The sequence below is a fragment of the Marinoscillum furvescens DSM 4134 genome (genome assembly GCF_003386095.1).
GTDB lineage: Bacteria > Bacteroidota > Bacteroidia > Cytophagales > Cyclobacteriaceae > Marinoscillum > Marinoscillum furvescens.
This window is the reverse complement of record NZ_QREG01000014.1, coordinates 22,607-43,829: the sequence shown is the minus strand read 5'-3', so window position 1 is coordinate 43,829 and position 21,223 is coordinate 22,607. Positions and strand designations below refer to the sequence as shown.

General features: G+C 45.3%; 15 protein-coding genes. 12 read left to right on the top strand and 3 right to left on the bottom strand.

Features of this window, described 5'->3' with window-relative positions; translation table 11 throughout:
• Nucleotides 1-17: 17 nt before the first annotated feature.
• From C7460_RS14620 to C7460_RS14565, 12 genes are all read left to right on the top strand, one after another.
• Nucleotides 18-1,352 carry a DEAD/DEAH box helicase gene (locus C7460_RS14620; RefSeq protein WP_115868861.1) on the top strand — a complete coding sequence of 445 codons (1,335 nt, stop codon included), beginning with the start codon at nt 18-20 and terminating at the stop codon, nt 1,350-1,352.
• Between the two features lie 16 nt (nt 1,353-1,368).
• Entirely contained in the window at nt 1,369-1,860 is a 492-nt protein-coding gene (locus C7460_RS14615; RefSeq protein WP_115868860.1) for a hypothetical protein, read from the top strand.
• Between the two features lie 124 nt (nt 1,861-1,984).
• Nucleotides 1,985-2,539, top strand: coding sequence for an RNA polymerase sigma-70 factor (locus C7460_RS14610; RefSeq protein WP_221409535.1), 555 nt, complete (start codon nt 1,985-1,987; stop codon nt 2,537-2,539).
• Nucleotides 2,540-2,624: 85 nt separating this feature from the next.
• Nucleotides 2,625-3,545, top strand: a complete 921-nt coding sequence (locus C7460_RS14605; RefSeq protein ID WP_115868858.1) for a FecR family protein — start codon at nt 2,625-2,627, stop codon at nt 3,543-3,545.
• 94 nt (nt 3,546-3,639) lie between these two features.
• Nucleotides 3,640-7,053 (top strand): SusC/RagA family TonB-linked outer membrane protein, encoded by a 3,414-nt coding sequence (locus C7460_RS14600; RefSeq protein WP_221409534.1) that lies wholly within the window; start codon nt 3,640-3,642, stop codon nt 7,051-7,053.
• An 11-nt stretch (nt 7,054-7,064) separates the two neighbouring features.
• On the top strand, nt 7,065-8,759 hold the full coding sequence (locus C7460_RS14595) for a RagB/SusD family nutrient uptake outer membrane protein (RefSeq protein WP_221409533.1): 1,695 nt from the start codon (nt 7,065-7,067) through the stop codon (nt 8,757-8,759).
• 41 nt (nt 8,760-8,800) lie between these two features.
• Complete coding sequence (locus C7460_RS14590; protein ID WP_115868856.1) at nt 8,801-10,258, top strand: outer membrane protein assembly factor BamB family protein; 1,458 nt, start codon at nt 8,801-8,803, stop codon at nt 10,256-10,258.
• Between the two features lie 92 nt (nt 10,259-10,350).
• Entirely contained in the window at nt 10,351-11,244 is an 894-nt protein-coding gene (locus C7460_RS14585; RefSeq protein ID WP_115868855.1) for a glycerophosphodiester phosphodiesterase family protein, read from the top strand.
• Nucleotides 11,241-12,521: an alkaline phosphatase D family protein gene (locus tag C7460_RS14580; RefSeq protein WP_115868854.1), complete on the top strand. Its 1,281-nt coding sequence runs from the start codon at nt 11,241-11,243 to the stop codon at nt 12,519-12,521. Before C7460_RS14585 ends, C7460_RS14580 begins: the two co-directional genes overlap by 4 nt.
• Nucleotides 12,522-12,528: 7 nt before the next feature.
• Entirely contained in the window at nt 12,529-14,115 is a 1,587-nt protein-coding gene (locus C7460_RS14575; protein WP_115868853.1) for a hypothetical protein, read from the top strand.
• Entirely contained in the window at nt 14,105-17,086 is a 2,982-nt protein-coding gene (locus C7460_RS14570; protein WP_115868852.1) for a glycerophosphodiester phosphodiesterase family protein, read from the top strand. Before C7460_RS14575 ends, C7460_RS14570 begins: the two co-directional genes overlap by 11 nt.
• A 1-nt stretch (nt 17,087) precedes the next feature.
• Nucleotides 17,088-19,175: a T9SS type A sorting domain-containing protein gene (locus C7460_RS14565; protein ID WP_115868851.1), complete on the top strand. Its 2,088-nt coding sequence runs from the start codon at nt 17,088-17,090 to the stop codon at nt 19,173-19,175.
• 92 nt (nt 19,176-19,267) lie between these two features.
• Here C7460_RS14565 and C7460_RS14560 read toward each other — a convergent pair whose 3' ends face one another.
• The 3 genes from C7460_RS14560 to C7460_RS14550 form a co-directional block, all read right to left on the bottom strand.
• On the bottom strand, nt 19,268-20,260 hold the full coding sequence (locus C7460_RS14560; protein ID WP_115868850.1) for a hypothetical protein: 993 nt from the start codon (nt 20,258-20,260) through the stop codon (nt 19,268-19,270).
• A 79-nt stretch (nt 20,261-20,339) separates the two neighbouring features.
• Nucleotides 20,340-20,804, bottom strand: a complete 465-nt coding sequence (locus tag C7460_RS14555) for an MgtC/SapB family protein (RefSeq protein WP_115868849.1) — start codon at nt 20,802-20,804, stop codon at nt 20,340-20,342.
• Nucleotides 20,805-20,932: 128 nt separating this feature from the next.
• Nucleotides 20,933-21,130: a CsbD family protein gene (locus tag C7460_RS14550; RefSeq protein ID WP_115868969.1), complete on the bottom strand. Its 198-nt coding sequence runs from the start codon at nt 21,128-21,130 to the stop codon at nt 20,933-20,935.
• Nucleotides 21,131-21,223 lie beyond the last annotated feature (93 nt).

Sequence of the window (21,223 nt, the reverse complement as noted above, 5' to 3'; positions counted from 1 at the left end):
GCAAACCCACGAGCACTATGCCGGTATTTGAAGATTTTAAGCTGACTACCCCATTACGCAACGCCCTGGCCGATTTGGGCTTTGAGCGCCCTACACCTATTCAGGAGCAAGCCTTTTCGGTAATCCTTTCAGGAAAAGATATGGTAGGTATAGCCCAGACGGGTACGGGGAAAACCCTGGCATATATGCTTCCCATCCTGCGGGATTTATCTTTCTCTGAGCAGCTCAACCCGCGGGTGCTGGTACTGGTGCCTACCCGAGAGCTTGTGGTACAGGTAGTAGAACAGGTGCAGGCTTTTGCCAAATACATGAATGTTCGTGTAATGGGCGTATACGGTGGTACTACACTGAGCACTCAGGCGGCTATGGTGCAAGAGGGGATGGACGTTCTCGTGGCCACTCCGGGGCGCTTGTATGACCTGGTGATTGATCGGTCGCTTGCACTGAAAGATGTCCGCAAATTCGTAATTGATGAAGTAGATGTTATGTTGGACCTGGGGTTCAGGTTTCAGCTTACCAACATATTGGAGTTGCTTCCTGAGCGTCGGCAAAACCTACTGTTTTCAGCTACTATGACAGAGGAGGTGGAGACTATGATCGAAGACTTCTTCGCCAATCCACAGAAAATATCCATCGCTGTAAGTGGTACCCGGCTGGAAAACATCGAGCAGTCTTGCTATCAGGTGCGCAATTTCTACACGAAAGTCAACTTGCTGGAACATCTCATTCGCGACAAGGAGACGTTTTCAAAGGTGCTGGTTTTCCTTAGCAATAAAAAGTCAGCTGATCGGCTATTTGAACAGCTTGAGCCGATGTGGGGTAATGAACTGTGCATCGTTCACTCTAATAAAAGCCAAAATTACCGATTGCGATCGGTGAAGCAGTTTGATGAAGGAAAGAAACGGGTGCTGATAGCCACCGACGTGATGGCTCGAGGGCTCGATATGGAGAAGGTCACCCACGTGATCAACTTTGATACACCTGCCTATCCGGAAAACTACATGCACAGGATCGGAAGGACAGGTAGGGCAGAAGAGGCTGGTAAAACCATCTTGTTTTATACCGAAAAGGAAGAGCCGCACAAGCAGGCGATCGAAAAACTAATGAATTATGAAATTCCGGAGTTGGAGTTTCCTGAGGAAGTAGAGATCAACCCACAACTCACCCCCGAAGAGAAGCCTAAGCGAAAGGAAATTAATACGGGGAAGCACAAGCTGCCCGAAGGTCCCGGACCGGCGTTTCATGAAAAGAAAGAAAAGAATAAAAAAACCAATCAGGGAGGTTCCTGGCGCCGAAAAATGGAGAAAAAACACGCCAATAAAAAGAAGAAACCTAAAGGCAAACGTTGGTGATCGCTAAATTAGCCCAATGATGAATTTGCGAGTACTGGTCGTTCTATTTTTTGCTTTGTCTTCACTTGGGTCATTTGGTCAGCATACCGGGTTTTTGTATCTGGAGAAAAGCTCACGATATAAGCAGCTTAATCCGAAATGGATCCTACAGGTAAGTGATGAACAATATGATTACATTGCTCCTGTTGTGGTGCGTGCTGATCATTTATTGGTACAGGGTAAGCAGTTGGATGTGGAAAATATTGTCCGAATAAGCTATTTGAGGCCCAGTAATTCCGTGTTGGCAATGAAAGCGATTGGATTGGTGGTGGCGGGAGCGGGAGTAGCATTCGGTATCCAGAAAATGGTGAAAGAAGACCCAGAGGCAAATTACGTGGGAGAGCTAAGCATAGCCGTAGTTGGCTTAGGCCTGTATAGTGGTGCACAGGCATTCGGTGGTAATGGAAAACTCGAAAATTTCACCCGAGACGAATTCCAATTCAGGTTGTTGGATTATCAAATTAATTGATTTCGAATGCATGTTGATTGTAGAGGACCTGAATTTTATTAAGACTAACATAATACGTTTTTTTTCTCGATCATCTGGTAGTTCTATTCTTTTAAGAAAGAATTGAATTTCGCGCATGCCTAAGATGAAAAATGTATCCGATGAGGCACTGATACCACTGATAGCTTCTAGCAATTCGGTGGCATTTAAAGAGCTTTTTAACCGCTACTGGGACCGACTGTACAGACGAGCCTTTGGTATCTTGCGTGATGAAGCTGCTGCGGCTGATTTGACCCAAAACGTCTTCATGGACTTGTGGGAAAGACGGGGAACAGTATTTATCGAAAACGTAAGTGCTTATCTGTTTCAAGCGCTTAGGTATCAGGCAGCTAAACACATAGATCGAATGAAGTTTCCACAAGAAACTTTAGAGGTTCTAAAGGAGTATGCGGTGCCAGACAGTATCGAAGAGGAGCTGTATGGGAAGGAGCTGGAGTTACGACTAGGGGCATCTATTGAGGCACTTCCAGAGCGTTGCAAAGAAATATTTAAGATGAGCCGTGAGCAGCACCTTTCTACCAGGCAGATTGCTGAAAAACTCAACCTCTCAGAGCATACTGTAGAAACACAGATTAAACGTGCCCTAAAAAAGCTAAAAGCAACAGTTAGCCTGCTTTGGGCGTTGCTTCATGTTATCTGAATATTACGCATAGGTAAAGTTTAATTTTCGTGTACCTGACCCTACTTCTTTTCGGTACTTCTCTATAAAGCCGAATAGAATTTCAATGAATCAAGAAGAATTTAAACTTCTGGCAAGAAAGTATGAGTCAGGTAACTGCTCACCAGGTGAGCGGTCTCTTTATGAGGAGATCTGTCAGCGTCTGGAGCAGCAAAACAAGGACTCAGATGCCTCCAACCTTCAGTTGGTGAAGGAGCAGCAGCTAAATCGCATCCTGCGTGAGGATGCAAAACCCTTCCACAATGTTTGGAAGATAGCCGCTATGCTTGTATTGGTGAGTGCTATAGGGGTACTCTTGTATCACGTACAGTGGCAAGCGACACCCAACTGGCAGGTGGCCAGTACAGATTCCTCTCACCGGAGTAAAGTTGCTTTGCCAGATGGATCAGAGGTGATTCTCAACCGCAGCAGTAAAATCGAGTTTCCTGAAAAATTTGAAGGTAAACGAATAGTCAAACTGACAGGGGAGGCTTTTTTTGAAGTGTCGCGTGATGAGCAAAGGCCTTTCGAAGTACACACCACACAGGGAATCACTCGTGTCCTGGGGACAAGCTTTAATGTAAAGGCTTATGCAAATGATCATTTCACCGTAGCTGTGAAAACTGGTAAAGTAGCCGTACATAACCAGTCGGCGAAATTTATCCTGCATCCCAATGAATTGGTGACCAACCAAAAAGGAAGCTGGGAAAAACAAGCAGACATCAACATTGCGCAGTATGTCGGATGGAGTTCAGGCATTGTGGATTTACGCGATTTGTCTTTAAGTGAGGGGGTACAGCTTATTGGCGAGTTTTATGATGTGAATATTGAGGTTCGTGGAGCTATTGGAGATTGTTTGCTGATGGGGCGCTTTGAAAATGAACCCTTCACCAATGTGATTCAAGGACTACAATATGCACTGCCAGGACTTCAGCTTATCAAAAAGGACGATGGACGAATCATTTTAAGCGGGAGTGCTTGTGAATAAAAAAAGGGCTTGACGCTGCTCCAACAGCTTCAAACCCTTCATAAAACATGATCATGGGTACATGATCAGAATTATTAAACTTCAATACAAAGATATGCAAAGGGAGCTAATTGACCTATTTGTGCGTTTATCCAGGACTTTCGTTTATATTTTTTTAGCCCAGCTACTTGCTTGTCAGTTGTTGCTAGCCGGTACACTTTCAGGGCAGTCGCTAGAAGAGGTAAAAGTCTCTGTGGCCCGGTACTCCACTGTAGAGGAAGTACTCAGCCAGATTGAGGCTACATCTGATTTTAGTTTTTTTTATAGTAAGCAAGTGCTGAAAAGACACACTGGCAAGATTCATATTTTTCCAGAGTCCGACTTGCGCACTATTCTGCTAAAGTTGAGCAAATCACATAACCTCCGGTTTCGCAGAATCAACAATGCCATCTACATCTCGCGCAAACAATCAGATGACCAACCGGCAGTTATTGAGATCCCCAGTGATTTCCAAATTGGAGGGGTGGTGCTGGATGGTGAAACCAGAGAGCCATTGATTGGTGCTACCATAAAACTCGCCAATAAGAGCATAGGAACCATTACCGACATTCATGGTGCATTTTCCTTGAACGTGCCTGATTCTTCTGATATGCTGGTGATTTCTTCGGTGGGGTACCAGACCATATCACTTCCCATCAAAATTGGAGTGACCGAATACGAAATCATACTAAAACCTAAAACTGAAGACCTGGAGGCCGTGGTGGTGGTCGGGTATACATCTGCCAAAACCCGGGACATCATTGGCGCTATTTCCATAGTAGATGAATCACAGATCAAAAGTTTGCCAGTAGCAGGGCTGGATCAGGCACTGCAGGGGCAAGTGCCCGGCGTGCAGGTGAGTAGTACAGGTGCTCCCGGAGCAGAGGCTGTAGTGCGTATTAGAGGATTTGCCACAGTAGGAGACAATAACCCACTGTACATCGTGGATGGAGTACCGACCAAAAGTGGTCTCAATCAGTTTAATCTCAATGATGTAGAAAGTGTTCAGGTACTAAAGGATGCAGCAGCCACAGCTATCTATGGCTCCAGGGCAGCCAATGGGGTGGTTGTAATCACTACCAAATCTGGAGGAGGTGAGGCAGCCAAAATATCAGCCAATGTTTACGGAGGTGTTATGATGCCTACCAATTTACCTACCATGCTCAATACACAGGAGTATGCAGACCTGCTATGGGCTGCACAGCTCAATTCTGGCGTGGCGCCATCCAATGATCTATTTGGAAATGGTGCATCGCCAGTGATCCCAGAGTTTCTGGATAGTGAAGGCATTGTGCCCGCCAATACGTCCGGTACTGATTGGTTTGAAGAACTTTTTGACCCGGGGAGTGTCCAGCACTATGCCGTGTCTGTTCAAAATACGTCTGCAAAACTTAGTAATTACCTATCGGTATCTCATCTCCGGCAGTCCGGAATCATGCAGCATACAAACTTTGCCAGGTACAATGTGCAGTTGAATACATCTGCAACATTAGGTAAATTGACAATTGGTGAAAACCTTTCACTCAGCAGTGTCACTCAGCAGTCAGCGCCTACAAATCAGGCTACGGGATCTCGTATCATTCATGCCTATAGAATGAATCCCATCGTGCCGGTGAGAGATCTGGAAGGGAATTTTGCCGGGCCTGTAAGTGGGATTCAGGGAGCGGTGAATCCGGTAGCACTAAATTACTTAGATCAGGACGATCGACTAAGTACACTACGTGCATTTGGTAGCATGTATGCTGAATATGAGTTGGCGGATGGCTTGTTTGTAAAATCACGATTTGGTTTGGACCTGATTGCTCGAAATACCAAAAATTATGATCCGGAATACCATATGGGCATTACGGAGCGGGGCGAAACCTCGTTTTTGCAGCGAGATGAACGAATAGCACAATTCGTTTCCAGTAACACCTTACTTTATAAAAGAAACATTGGTGAACACTTTTTCTCCGCACTGGCAGGTACTGAAGCGATACGCTACCAGGCCAATTTTTCGGGAGGAGCAAGTACCGGTTTTGTGTCCGATGATATCGACTATATACAGCTAAACAATGGAAGTGGCCAAAGCTCCAATTTTAGTGGAGGTAGTGAATGGGCGCTTTTGTCTTTTTTTAGCAGGTTAGATTACAGTTATAACGATAAATACTTGTTCTCAGCTACTGTACGGCGGGATGGGTCTTCCCGATTTAGTCCTGACAACAGATTTGCTCATTTTCCAGCATTTTCTGCAGGTTGGAGGGTCTCTCAGGAGTCTTTTTTGAAAAGCTTCGAATGGCTGCAAGAATTGAAGCTGAGAGCATCCTGGGGACAAAGCGGGAATCAGGAAATAGGAGATTTTAGCTACTTCTCCACCTATTCTGCTGACGCCTGGGATACCTACTACGCTATAGACGGCTCCAATGATAAAGCTCAAATTGGGTTTAAGCCAACGAGAGTTGGTAATGAAGATGTGAAATGGGAGACAACCACACAGACCAATTTTGGGGTTGATTTAGCCACCGATTTCGGGCTGAGTGCTTCTTTCGACTATTTCCAGAAGGTTACGAAAGATATCTTGATTCAGCGTCCCACACTCGCCATTGAAGGTCAGGCCAATGCTCCTTTTGTGAACATTGGAGAAATGTTTAACCACGGGTTAGAAATTGTACTGGGCTATGACCAGGCGATTGAGGACGATATTGCATTTGGAGCGTCTGTCAATATGAGTGTGATTAGAAATGAGGTGAAGAAACTAGCTGATGACGTGGTGCAGCTCACAGGTCCGGTCAATACCACCTTTTCTCGTGACCTCACTTTGGCAGTGACGCAAGTGGGACAGCCCATTGCTCAGTTTTATGGACACATAGCAGATGGCATCTTTGGGTCACAGCCGGAGGTACAGTCACATGCACAGCAAGAAGGGGCGGGCATAGGTCGTATTAGGTATAGAGATTTGGACGAAAATGGGATTATAGATGACAGGGATCGTACGTTTATAGGTAGTCCACATCCTGAGCTAATCGGGGGTGTAAATCTGTATTTTCAATATAAAAGGTTTGATCTTAAGGTCTTGGGACAAGGTGTTTTTGGAGTTGATATTTACAACTTTACCCGCTATTACACCGATTTCTTTTATGACCTGGGCAATCGCCATAGTCGCGTATTGGATGCCTGGTCTCCCACAAATACTGATGCTTCCGTACCAATGGTAGCAGCTGTAGATATCAACAATGAACTGCGCCCCTCTACCTACTTCATAGAAGACGGCTCTTACTTTCGATTAAAAAATATTCAGGCCAGCTATCAGCTACCACGCATTAAAGAGACAAGCTGTAAGGTGTATGTGCAGGCTCAAAACCTGTTCACCATGACGAAGTATCAGGGAGTAGACCCGGAGATCAGCGTACTGCAGGCCGATGGACAACAGAATAATCTGGACATAGGTATAGACCGGGGGATTTATCCAAATGCACGCATGTTCATTATCGGTCTCAATTTAGAAATCTAGCATTCAACAAAATGAAAAATCAATTTTTCTTACTCACACTTGTAGGGCTTATGCTCGGGGCATGTGAGGATTTTTTAGAGGTAAGTCCCAAAGGTGAGCTCAGTGAAAATGTATTTGAAACCTCCGAAGATGCCGTGGAGGGAGTGGTTATTGGTGTGTATAGTATGCTCAATGGACAATACAATCAAATCACCAATGCCCATAGAAGTGGGCCTTCAAACTGGGTATATGGAGACGTGGTGTCTGACGATGCATACAAAGGGAGTAGTGGGATATCTGACGGTAGTGATGTCCATCAGCTCGAAGTATTTCAGGCAGATGCCAGTGTACAGGCGGTGTTAGTCAAATGGGAGGCATGCTATGAGGGCATTTCCAGAGCCAATCGTGCCATCAATATCATTAGTAATTTTCCACATTGGTCAGAAAGCAAAAAGAACTTGAGACTAGCTGAAGTGAGAGTGCTAAGGGGGCATTACTATTTTGAGCTAAAGAAGGTATTTGATCAGATAGCCTATATAGATGAGACTATGTCTGTGGCAGATCTAAAAAAGGTCACCAATACAGCTTATACTTCTGATCAACTATGGGATAAGATTGAGGCAGATTTTCGATTTGGTGCGCAGCATTTACCTGCAGTCCAGGCAGACGTAGGGCGTATGACCAGCGTGGTGGCCAATGCATACCTGGCAAAATCACATTTGTTTCAGCAAGAATGGGCAGCTGCCGATGCAGCTTTAGATGAAGTGATCGCCAACCCCGGACAGCATCATCTCATGTCAGATTTTGAGCAAATATTTCTTTTAAACATCAATGAAAATGGTGCGGAGTTTTGCCCAGAGTGTATATTTTCTGTTCAGCATTCTTTAGATCCTACGTTGCCTTCGTCTACTCCTGACGTGGGCGCTACCTATGGCTGGGATGGCAATGTAGGGGATCGACTCAGCGGACTTGGAGGGCCGTATCCCCGGGTGTACGGGTTTCATAAGCCTTCACAAAACCTGGTAAATGCCTTTAAAACGAATGCGGACGGATTGCCTGTAATAGATTTCAATCGCTCCAATGTTTCGCTCACTACTCCCGTAGACCCTCGGCTAGATCATACTGTGGGCAGACCAGGCATTCCGTTTTTGGATGCGGGAATCTATGAGGAGTCGTGGACGAGGGGGGTAAGCACCTATGGGCCCTTTGCGGGAAAAAAGCAGCTTTACTCTCCATCAGGTAATCAGGTGATGGACATTCCTTACTATACCAATAGCGAAAACTACTGCATCTTAAGATTTGCGGACGTCTACCTGATGAAGGCCGAGGTACTCATAGAGCAAGGGGACCTGAATGGCGGTAGAGCATATATAAACCTGGTAAGAGAGCGGGCTAAAAATGCCCCTGTAGTGACTGCAATGGACTCAAGCCCGGCCGCACCCTATGCGATTTCCACCTATGACGACTCCTTTGCCAGCTACGAGGAGGCTATTTGGGCACTCAGAACCGAAAGGCGCCTTGAATTTGCTATGGAAGGGCACCGCTTTTTTGATCTGGTAAGGTGGGGTATTGCTAAGGATGTCATGAACGAATACCTCCGTGTGGAGAAAACCAGAAGGCCCTACATGGAATCGGCCATATTCGAAAAGAAACACGAGTATTTTCCAATACCCGCTACAGAAGTGGACCTCAGTGAAGGCCGCTTCACACAGCGAAAAAATTATTAAAACGCATCAATTTCTAATTATTAAACTTCAAAAATCAAATCATGAATTATTACACTTCACTTGCAGTACTCTTGCTAGGACTGTGTCTTTTATCTGCTTGTTCTGAGGATGAGCCCGAAAAGGAAAACGAACTACCCGTTGCGCTATTTGCTGCAGCTCCAACTGCCGCTACCGTGGGTGACGAGATTGCTTTTACTGATCAGTCAGGAGACAATGATGGAGAAATCACTAGCTGGGCCTGGGATTTTGGTGATGGCAATACTTCTGCCGAACAAAACCCAACGCATACCTATGCAGAGGCTGGTGACTATACTGTCAGCCTCACAGTATCAGATGATAAGGAAGCTACTGCTCATTATTCATTAGAGATCTCCGTTACTTCCTTTAAAGAGTTGTGGACTGCACAAATAGGAACAGCTAGTATATCACCCTCAGCTCCGGCTGTAGGCGCTGATGGTACATTATACTTTGGTTCACAAGATTTCAATGTTTATGCCGTCAACCCAGAGGATGGCTCAGTCAAATGGACTTTTGCCACTGGTGGTAAAGTACGGTCACATGCGGCAGTAGGCGCAGATGGTACCATTTACGTACCGGCGCAGGATAGCAAGCTTTATGCACTCACAAGTAGTGGAAGTAAGTCATGGGAATATCCGTTCGAGGCATCTATTTTTAATGCTTCGCCAGTCATAGGAAGTGATGGTACAATCTATCAGGGTGCAGATGATAACAAGCTCCATGCGATCTCCTCATCTGGCTCAAATGTCTGGACTTTCGAAACTGGTGGAAAAATCAGGACAGATGTAGCTCTGGCTAAGGATGGTACTATTTACCTGGCCTCTCAGGACGGCAAGCTGTATGCCCTCAAAGCTGATGGTACCTCAAAGTGGACGTATGATGCTGGGGCCACGCTCAATGCATCTCCAATTCTGGATGATGCGGGAGTGGTTTATTTTGGTGATGATGCCGGGGTATTTCATGCAGTAAATACCAACGGAACAGCAAAATGGACGTTCACTACAGCTGACAACAACCCGTTTCTTGGAGGTGCAGTTTTGGGTACAGATGGTACCATCTATACTGGAACTAAAAGAGGTGGCTTGACCAGCGCAGCTATTTTCTATGCTATCGGTGCTGATGGAACAGAGAAATGGAAACATGATTTTGCGCCAGATTCCGAAGAGCCATCCTTTCAAAGCGATGTGCTTGGCACACCTACAGTAGGGGCTGATGGTACCATTTACGTTACTTTCAACGATGGCAATCTGTATGCATTCAAGGAGGATGGTAGCATTAAGTTTACTTACAAGGTAGCTACAGATGACCCTGCTGAGCGTTGGGATCAGGCCATTTGGACTTCTCCGGCACTTACAGATGAAGGAAATATTTATTTTCAGGATTACAGCGGCAATGTATATGGACTTCAGGTGTCAGCGTCAGGCTTGGCTGACTCTGCATGGCCTACCAGAGGTCGAAACTTAAAAAGATCAGGATTGTAAGGTTAATTTTCTCATAGTGAAAAGGAGGTCATCGTTGACGGCTAGTCAAGTGTAGCTTAAGAGATGGCCTCCATCACTGGACCGAAAAATACATGAAACTCAAAAGTCTATTGATTTTTGGACTGGCAGTGCTATGCGCCTGTAGTTCGTCGGAGCAAGTAGCACCGCAGAAAAATGTTCATTCTATTCGAGACGCGTTTTTTAATGCCAATAGTGACGAGGTACTAGTAGTGGCCCATCGTGGGCTTTGGAGAAGCGCTCCCGAAAATTCCCTTCCAGCCCTGGAGGCAGCGATAAAAGCCGGTGTGGATATCATTGAGATAGACATCAGAAGAACCAAAGATGGTCAGCTGGTACTAATGCATGACCAAACGCTGGATCGTACCACTAACGGTAAGGGTAATGTCTCCGATAGATACTGGTCAGAATTGCAGCACTTGCACCTAAAAAATGGCTTGGGTAGACTTACCAAATGGAAAATCCCCACATTAGAAGAAGCGATGACACTAGTGAAAGGACGTGCCATGGTGAATCTGGACAAATGTTATGACTATTTTCCAGAGGCATATACCATCCTGGAGAAGACAGGCACGGTAGACCATGTCATCATGAAAGGCTGGCATCCGTTGGACGCTGTTCGACGTGATCTAGGTGAGTACTTAGACGAAATCATCTATATGCCAGTAATCTCACTGGATAAAACTGGGGCAAGGCAGAGTTTGGAAAACTTTCAAAGGCACCTTTCACCTCCTGCCTATGAATTCATTTTTTCAGCGGACACTTCAGAAGTGATTGGACTTTTTCCCGATTTGCGACAGACAGGAGCCCGAGTATGGGTCAATGCGCTCTGGCCAGAGCTGTGCGCAGGACGCGATGATGACCTGGCCCTAACCGACCCTGGGGCAGCCTGGGGCTGGCTTAGGGATAGCCACGTCAACATTATTCAGACAGATAGACCACAGTTGCTCTTATCCTATATCAAATGAGGATCCTAATTAGTGTATGCCTTTTGATGGCTTCCTTACATTTTGCCAAAGGACAAAAGCTGACAGCTGGACCAATGGTAGGGCATGTAACGGAGCGAACCGCCACGATATGGATCCAATCTGACGTGTCAGGCACCTTTACGTGTCGCTACCGACCGGTTAATGCCTCACATTCTGAGCTGGTCAGTCTGCCTTCTACCTCGTTGGCTTCTAAGGCCTTTACCGCACAAATACAACTAGGTGGGTTGGTGCCTAACACCAGGTATGAGTATGATGTGTTGGTTGCAAGTCAGGTACTTTCGTCGGGTTCATTTCAAACACCTCCACCTGCCGGCTACTCAGGAGCAGATCCATTGAAAATTGCATTTGGTAGCTGTGTGTACATCAATGACTCTACGACTGACAGACGATACAAAGGGGGAGAATATGAGCTATTCGAAGCAATCGCTGAGCAAGGTCCTCAGCTGATGTTTTGGTTGGGGGATAACATTTATTTACGTCCGCAAGACTGGAGTACTGAAGAAGGCTTTGCGTACCGTTACAGTCACACCCGTCAGCTTCCAGAGATGCAGGCACTACTGGCCAACACAGCACATTATGCGATTTGGGATGATCACGACTATGGACCAAACGATTCTGATCGCAGCTTTGTGGGCAAAGAAATCGCATTGAAATGGTTCAACCACTTTTGGGCCAACCCACCGTCACATCCAGCAGTAGGAGGAATAGCTACAGCATTTAGCTGGGGTGATGTAGACTTTTTTCTTACAGACAATCGTTCTTTTCGTTCGCCTCAGAAGCGGTCTTCTGGCAACCGGACAGTACTGGGAGAAGTGCAAAGAGAGTGGTTGGTAGACGCCCTGGCTTTTAGCGAAGCAAAGGTAAAAGTAGTGGTGATGGGTGGACTCTTTTTGTCTTCTATGGATAATCCGCTGAGTCAAAACTACATCGTCAACTATGCGGAAGAGCGCCAATGGCTCCTGGATGAGCTGGAAGCAAACGGCATTAACAACGTTATTTTTCTCACAGGTGATAAGCACTTTTCGGAGGTCAGTTCTATGGCTTTGCCCAATGGTAATCAACTTTATGAATTTGCCTCGTCACCACTCACTGCCAATGTAAATACACGGGACGATATAAATGTTTATCGACTCCCCGGGTCTCACATTCAGCAGCGAAATTTTGGTCTGCTGACTATTAGCAAAGACTTGCTCACGATCAAGTTTCTAGACAGTCAGGGACAAACACTTTATATCAAAAACATAACCATCAATTAACGATACTATGAAAAACACTATCAACCTTTTACCCATTCAGCGACCCTTTGGGATAGGGTGGCTTATACTTTGCTTGTTTTTATGGAGTCAAACCACATTTGCACAGACCCCAAATACCGGCTATTTATATTTTGATCTGAGTGGAGGTCAAAAGATAAATTTCTGGCAAACCAACTACGGGATAGGAGTTCAAAACCATACACAATACTTCCGGTCGGACTACAATTTTGCCTGGTACCGTGGAGGCACGCATAACCAAACCGAATTTAACCCTGGGGGTGGTTTTTTGGATATGGTATTGAAAGATGGGGATCTCTCAATTGGCCGTGCTACACCCTGGACGAGATTTCATGTGCATGAAGCAGACCCATCTTCCAAAAATGGAATAGTGGGATCCTTTACGCGACAAGGACAGGGTGATTTGGGGATTTCATTTACACAAGAAGCATATAGTTCCTATGGTATTTTGCATCCATCCATAGGAGGTATAGAGTTTAGAAATAACCTGTACAGAGACTCTCCCGGACAAAGGCACATGCGGATCACGGCAACAGGTGATGTAGCCATTGGGGATATCACCACGCCTGTTTCACAGTTTCAAGTACATGATGCTAATCCAGCGAATGGAATAGTAACCTCCTTAACACGTGATGGCCAGGGCGACGTGGGCATTAGTTTCCAGCAGCTCGGTGTAGGCTCTTTTGCGCTACTTCAAAACTACGACGGTGACTTACACTTTGTGAAGGATAGAACCACTACAACTGCTGGAGAAATAAAAATGATGTTGTCACATCAGGGCAGGTTGGGGATTGGTACGTTGAGTCCTGGTGCTCATTTGGATGTTAATGGACATATGATTGGTAGAGATGGCTTAACGCTGACCAGCGGAGAGATGTACTTTGGAGAAGGTTATGGGCAGTTGATCAACCTGAATAACGATGATTACGGTATAGGTTTTCAGGACAGCCAGACTACCTATTTCCGATCCAACAACTTTGCCTGGTATAGAGACGGCTATCACAGTGATACCTCGCTAGATGCAGGTGGTGGTGCTGTAGATATGGTACTCAAAAGAGGTAACCTTGGCGTAGGTACATCAGACCCCATTGTACCGCTTCACGTAAAAGGGAGTTTTCATGTAGAGGCATCTGATGGTTTAGGGCAGGTTTTTCATGTTTCTGCGGGTCAGAAAAAGGTCTTTGTAGGGGATAGTGCTTATATCCAATATTCGAGATCGCTACAGGATACCTCGTTTACGTTGAATGCTAATGATACCTTTTCTATGTGGGTAAGCGAAGGGATTGTGAGTAGGGATTTTGCACTTGCAGACCCTCATGAATGGGCTGATTTTGTATTTGAAGAGGATTATAAGCTAGAAAGCCTTGAGGATGTAGAGAGCTATATTAATCAAAAAGGACACCTGCCGAACGTTCCATCAGCCCAGGAGGTAAAAGCCAATGGTTACACCGTTCATGAGATGAATGTAATCATGATGCAGAAAATAGAAGAACTTACGTTGTACACCATAGAGCAGCAGAAGGCCATTCAAGCGTTGGAAATTGAATTATTAAAAATGAGAAGCGGTGAGAAGTAGGGCTTATTTAATAATTATAACCGTTCAGTTCATTTCGGCAGCTCTTTTTGCCAATGAGCGCGTTTATGAGTTTGAGCGCGAGATCAAGGTAAGGGATTTGTATAGACTAAATAAGACGGTAAAAGGTATTAAAGGAACATGGTCTGGAAATGGTCGTGTGCGAGTTGATATGTATGCCAATGATGTCTTGCAAACGGCAGGTGAAAGTGTCGCTTTTTTCTATGGAATGGAATATTATGGCGATGGAGATTCCGGGGAATTTCATGCTCAAAGATATCGTTTATACGTAGAAGAATTGTGGGACCGATGTACCTGGTGGCAAAAGGCCGCAGCCTTGCTGAATGGAGATGTATGTGAAGATAGGTTTATAAAAAACAGGTATCATTTCTCTGATGACTATGAGAATTACTTAATGGATATTCTAGGGCGAGGGTCGTCATTTAAAGGTCAAACGCTCTCAGTGCTAATTAAAGTACGGGTGAAGGATGTAGAGTTGTCGGATATTGAGGATATAGCATTACCTGGAGGGTATCATGTGCACCTTGCTCCTTCCCTGGACCAACAGCGTGCGTTGGACAAGTTCAACAATAGAGGCGACTATCCTAACTATAGTTTGGTAGCTGCTCATAGAGGATATTGGGCGGAGGCCGGTGTGTCAGAAAATACAGTGGAGGCGTGCAGACGTGCCTTAGTACTGGGAGCAGACATGCTGGAAGTGGATATTCGCACCTCTATGGATGGTGTTCCTATGCTGCTACACGATCCATGCATTGTAGATCCTAACACAGGGCAAAAAGATGATAACATCAAAACCCGCACCGCTTCCTACTTGATGGGGCAGCCTACCTATGATCGTTTTGGGGCGGTCACCCAGTACAATATCAATTCACTTGAGCAGCTTCTGGACCAGCTTGGAAACAAAGCACTAATCAGTTTGGATATCAAGGATACACAGACAGACTGGGACAATGCTTTCAAGCAATGCCTGGAGTTGGTTGTTCAAAAGGATTTGTTAAAGACCGTAATTTTTAAAGGGTCTGCAGATCATTATAAGATTACGCAGCTAATGCATCAGGTGAGCGATACTTTAAGTTTCGCCAATGTGAATTATACACCCGTTTTGTATGGAGATGGTTTTTGGTCTCAATGCTATGGTGGCTCTTCCACAGGAGGAGGCTCCGGTAGCGGTTCGTCGGGAGGAGGCTCCGGAGGGCCAGGCTCCGGCGATGGGTCGTCATCTGGCGGAAGCGGATCCTCTGGAGGTCAATATGGCTATGAGGGTACTAATTGTTTCCATAGCTTCAAGGTACAGTGGCACAATGACATTAAGGCTGGACGTATCAAAGCCGTAGAAACTCACTTTAAAGTAAATAGCGATCCTCTTGTAGAGTCAGGGTTGCTGCAGTGGCTTCAGGATCAAGGCGTGAGGTTAGGGGTGTTTATCTTTACTGCTGATCAGCCAAACGGGGTGTTGAATACCAATAACTCGTGTGAAACAACGGTAAGGGAATATTATCATAACCCCAATTATCAGGCTCATCAGAAACCTAATTTTTTTAATGATGGACGAGGAAGTTTGGACTGGGTATTTAATACTGCCAAACCTACCTATGTCATTCATGATAGGCCTGACTTATTGCTGGATTATTTGAACGCAGCAAACATGCGGGATGAGTCGGAGCAAGTCATTAAAAGGGTGGCCTTTCCGGATTACCTGACCGTTTTTCCAGTGCCTTCAGGATCGGGTAGCTACCCTGACCCGAATACGGTGACAGAAACGGAAAACCTGACTGACTTTGAGGGAATAGCTCTTCACATACCGGATGTCAGTAAAGTGGAGTTCTTTGTGCCTGACACGAGAAACCACCCCGTGAAGACTGACCCCATAAAAGTAGGTATGACGAAGTTGCCAGAATTAACCTCAAGTCCCTCGAGCAACATCACCTATTTACCAGCGGGGGTTACTAAAGATTCGGTATCCTATAAGTTTTACAATGGGTATAACTACACCACTGCTGAAGGTTTGACGTGTCAACAGCTTTATGATACATCCACCCTTGTGGATCTAAAGAACGCGCCTATGCAGGCAAAGTTTGTGTTCCCGCATCGAACAATTGCGGAGTGGTCTGAGATATATCCCGGTTATGACATTTACTTGAATTCGAACTATTGGGCTACCAATGGCTGGACAGGGAGCCAAAGTGCTCGTGAACGACCAGAATTCTGGTTACCGTGTACGGATATATATGGCTTGTCCATTAGCAATGGTGTTGAGGTATCCTATGTTTATGAGAGTTACGATCCATCAGGTCGATCTTCTGGAGCCTGCATTAAGGATGCAAACGGCGAATGTATTCCTGATTCATACTATGACGGTCGCTTTGATGCCATGATGTTTCTTGAAAATGGGGAAATCGAAATAGTAAGCCCGCACACTATTACGCATGGAAACTACCTGGATGCAACAACGGGTGTGATCCGTAGGCATTACGATGGAGTCAAAGTGCTACAAGCGGTCTCAGGCTATCAGATTGCCACCGGGGGAGTAGAAATATCCTACAACAATATCACACAGAAATTTAACAATGATCAAAAGGTAAAAATGCGGACGGTTGTTGGGCTTAAGTACAATCATCAAGGTCCTACTGAAATGTACATTGTCACGGTACAGGCGGTACAATCAGCGCATCATGGCTTACAAAAGGGATTGGGAGTTCATCAAGCGGCAAAACTTTTAGTAAATCATTATAACTGCGATGACGTCATCCTGATGGACTCAGGTAAATCGGCGGCAATGCTTACCTCGGTAGGCAGCTTACCAAATATTAAGTTTCCAGCTTCGCCTAATATTACAGCCGGGACTGTTCCTCAGGGTATTGACCAGACACACCTGGAGCAATTTCATGGCAAAAAGGCAGAGATGCCTTACAGGCATTTGGCCACTTTTCTAGCGATTAAAATCAAGGAATAAAATGAGACAATTCAGTAAATCTTTAATACTACTAGTTGTATGGTTGGCAGGTGTCTCTTCGCTTTCCGCTCAGACTTACACTACGCTCAGTACACTTGCACATATATCAGATTATGGTTGCGAGGGAGATTCCGCATTGGCTGTATCCTCACTGGTGAAAGGGTGGAACCCATCAGTGATACTTACCAGTGGAGACAATCACTACGGTGGTGCTCGGGATTTTCCGGCATGCCCCACCAATACAATGGATGATGATGTGGGGAGATACTACGCGGATTATATCTATCCATACAATACATATACGGACTATCAAGGGACCACACTGGAGACTCAGAATGTCAATTCGAACTACAGAAACTCCTCAGCACCTCCTTATAATAGGTTTTACCCGGTGCCTGGAAATCATGACTATGACGGGGAGATCATTATCTGGGAGTCGTATTTCAAGCATAAAGAAGTCAATCAGCACCCAGCTATATCGATGAAGAATTCTTCTAACAGTAGCCGGTATTATGATTTCACTTATAACATAGGACAGAGTGATTCTATTCATTTCTTTGCCCTCAATACTGTGGAGCCTAAATATGTAGATGGTTGCCCAGGGGCGTATCCACATTGTGATTCTGTGAATTATGATTTGCTGGCTCAGCAGCACCAATGGTTGCTTCAGGAAGCTAGTAATTCAACTGCTTTGTTCAAAATAGTGTATTTACATACCAGTCCACACTCTTCCGATCCGGGAGCTAGAGGTACTGCGCTTACTTTGAGCAAGTGGAACTGGGCGGAGATGGGTATAGATGCGGTAATTGCTGGTGATGACCACTACTATGAGCGCAATTGGAAAGATGGTGTCTTGTATCTGGTCAATGGTCTGGGAGGTTTTCCTGATGCTAAACTTTTGAAGCCTTCTCTACTGGTAAGTGGAAATGCAGTTCACTATGATGAGGCTAAGGGAGCCATCAAGCTAGACGTTATTCAATATAACGAGTCGGATAAGAAAGATCTGAAATTTAGTTTTTACAATACAAAAAATGGAGGTACGGTAGTAGATAGCATTTTCTTGCGTCCACAGGTTAGTGCGGAATTGGAGATACTAAGTTCCGGCAATTCGGTAGCGACATTTGCTGGTTTGTTATCTAATGATTTTTCCGATGAAGCAATAGGCTACGTAAACCGGGATTATGGACGCAGCGGAAATCCAAATGCATCTTTGACTTTCACCGGACAGGGGCACATTACTTTTCCCAATGCCCAATCGGTAATCAATGAGATATTTGATCCTTCTGGAGCAGGTTATACTGTTTCTTTCTGGTATCATACCAGTTCAGCTGCTGCTTCAGAGCATGATGTGCCAATCATCAAATGGTATCAATCGGGCGCTCAGACTGATCTGGCCAGTATTAATCAACGGGGTAGTAAGATGGTATTGGGAAGGTATATCGACTATAGCCACCCTGCTAGAGGGTGGCAAATGAGTCTTTGGAACCCTGAGGTCTTTCAGAATGGTTGGCAGAAGGTGGTTTATTCTGTGAAAGAGGATATAATAAGAATCAAAGTATACCCAGAAGGGGAGGGAAGTGCTCAATGGGGTGATCTTGGATATGGAGGCAATACCGAACTGCTCTATATGGGAGGGCAAGACCTTTCTATGTGCAACGAATTTGGATTTGGATATGCTCACAGGATGGATTTGCTATGGAAAGTAGAAGGCTTTAAAGTCTACGATCGGGCTTTAAATTATCGCCAAATGGATCAGCTGCGATTGGAGGAAATTGCCGAGGAAAATGCGCAAGCTAGAATTGCCGATAAGGAGGAAGAAATCGGCAGTATGGGTCAAACTACGCCTTCAGAATTGTATCCGAACCCGGGGTATGATTTTGTGACGGTTCAGTTGCTAGCCGCCCAATCAGGTGAGGTACGCATGGAAGTGGTCAATCTGAGCGGTGCCACTCTATACACCGAGACTTACCTATTAGAGAAAGGTGCAAACGTTATTACTTGCGATATGCAATCGCTTGCTCGTGGCTTTTATATGGTGCGATTTAGTGGTCCTGACACGCAAGAAACCTTTAAGTTCCTTAAGCAATAATCAGAGCATACCTGTGTGAATCTTGGAAAGCTCCTGCCGAATTCAGGCAGGAGCTTATCGTATTAGGATGAACTTATGCCAGTTTATACAGCTCACAAATCCAGATGTAACCCCAGCCCGATAATCGCTCCTTTGATCGTATAGCGAATGTTGAGGTAGTCACGGCCCACATGCCCAAAGAGCATCACACCCCATGGAGCTCCCCAGGGATGATAGACCAGTCTGCCGGTGGCTTGTACATGTGACACGTCCTCGTTTTCTAGTTCATTCAGGATGATAGCTGCATCTAGCCGATACGAAATCAATGGGGCTTTAAAGATTTCGCTTAGCAAGCTGGCTCGGTAGAGCGATAGGCCCACACGCCAGTGTCCATAGTTGCCATCATCAGGGAGGTAGTCCAGCACCGGAAGCGGTCCATGTCCATCGCGCTGTAGGTAGAGGAGCCAGCTGGTATAAAAAGTACGCTGGAGAAACTGCTCCGCCTGGAGCATAGGCAGCGCTTCCTGCTTTACCAGTGCCGAATCGATCGTTTGGCGCCGGTTATTTCGAAAGCGTGTAGACCCAAACGAAAGCCGCACGTAGTTGGTGCTAAAATCTCCATCAGCATAGCTATACCTTCCCAGGTCTTCGTCATAGCCAGATTCACCCTGTCCATTGCTGTAGTGCATGACATCTGCCCGAAAGAAGTCTATTCGGTTGTTGTTTTTGGTCCATCCCAGGTCATAGCGAAGACCAATTTTGTTGCTTGGTGGGGTGGACGGTGAGGTGAGCTTTTTACCATCATTGGATAGTCGGAAATTTACACTTCCTGGGATCGATAGCCGCCAGTGCCGGTCACGGGCGAGATCTGCGTGTTTATAGTGGCTATGAGCCAGCGTAAAAGTATGAGCGATTTTCGCCTCTATGATTGCTCGTTCACCTTCACCTGGTTGCCAGTCAATGGAGGGACCAGTATAAATAAACCAGGGATGCATCACGTAGGACTTTTCGTCTAGCCGGCTGATACCGCGCTGGAAGTCCTCATAGACAAACTGTGAAAAGCTGGTAGTAGCTATCAGCAACAGGAGGGGAGCAAGGCATTTCATAGGGCTATAGATTGGTGAGTAACCTTAAAATTGCCCAATCCCCCAACAAGGATCAATACCTAAAAAGGATCAATTGCAATTATTTTAAGGAGGTGTACTTTTTGGTAAATACATTGAGGAGGTAATTGATGACAAAGATTAGCGTGGTTAGCGCTATCGCTGTAGCTAAAAAATCTATTGCTACGCAGATTCCAATTCCTACCGAATACAAGAGAGTTGCTGCGGTAGTGATGCCTCTTACTTCTTTTTCACCTCGAGATTTGATAATGGTCCCAGCTCCTATGAAACTAATGCCGATGACGATAGCCTGTAGCACTCGAATGGGGTCTGTTTCCACTACATCCAGGCTGTTCTGAAGTTGTAAAAAATCGATCATCGGATTGATGAGCAATACAGTAAGACACGTAAACCCGCCAACGATCATATTGGTTCTGATCCCTGCGGCCTTGTTGGCCTTTTCCCTTTCTAGCCCTACGAGCATCGTAAGAACGGATGCCAGTAGTACGTGCCATATGATATGAAACTCTTCTGTGTCTATATTCATCAATGACTCCATGCATTACTAGACTAAAAAAAACTGCAATTGTTTCCCTGTAAGGCTGTTTTAAGGTAGCGGAGAACATAAAAAAAATAGCGCCACTAAGGCGCTATTTTTATTTGGGGTTGTTCAGTTTATAGATGTTTAGATTCTATCTCTTGCAGCTCTTCTTCGAGCTGATCTTTAGATTTTCCTGTCTTCTCCTGAAGGATGCCTAGTAGCTCATCGGCTTTTCCTTCAGCCATTTTCAGGTCATCGTCGGTTAGCTCACCGTATCGTTCTTTTAGCTCACCTTTAATCTGATTCCAGTTTCCTTTTATTCTTAAATTCATAACGTCTGCTTTTTGGTTTAACATATTGTTGTTTAGTTGTTTAACGACCTGGAGGCCGCATTGTTGAGTGATTTTCTGAAAAATTCAAATACT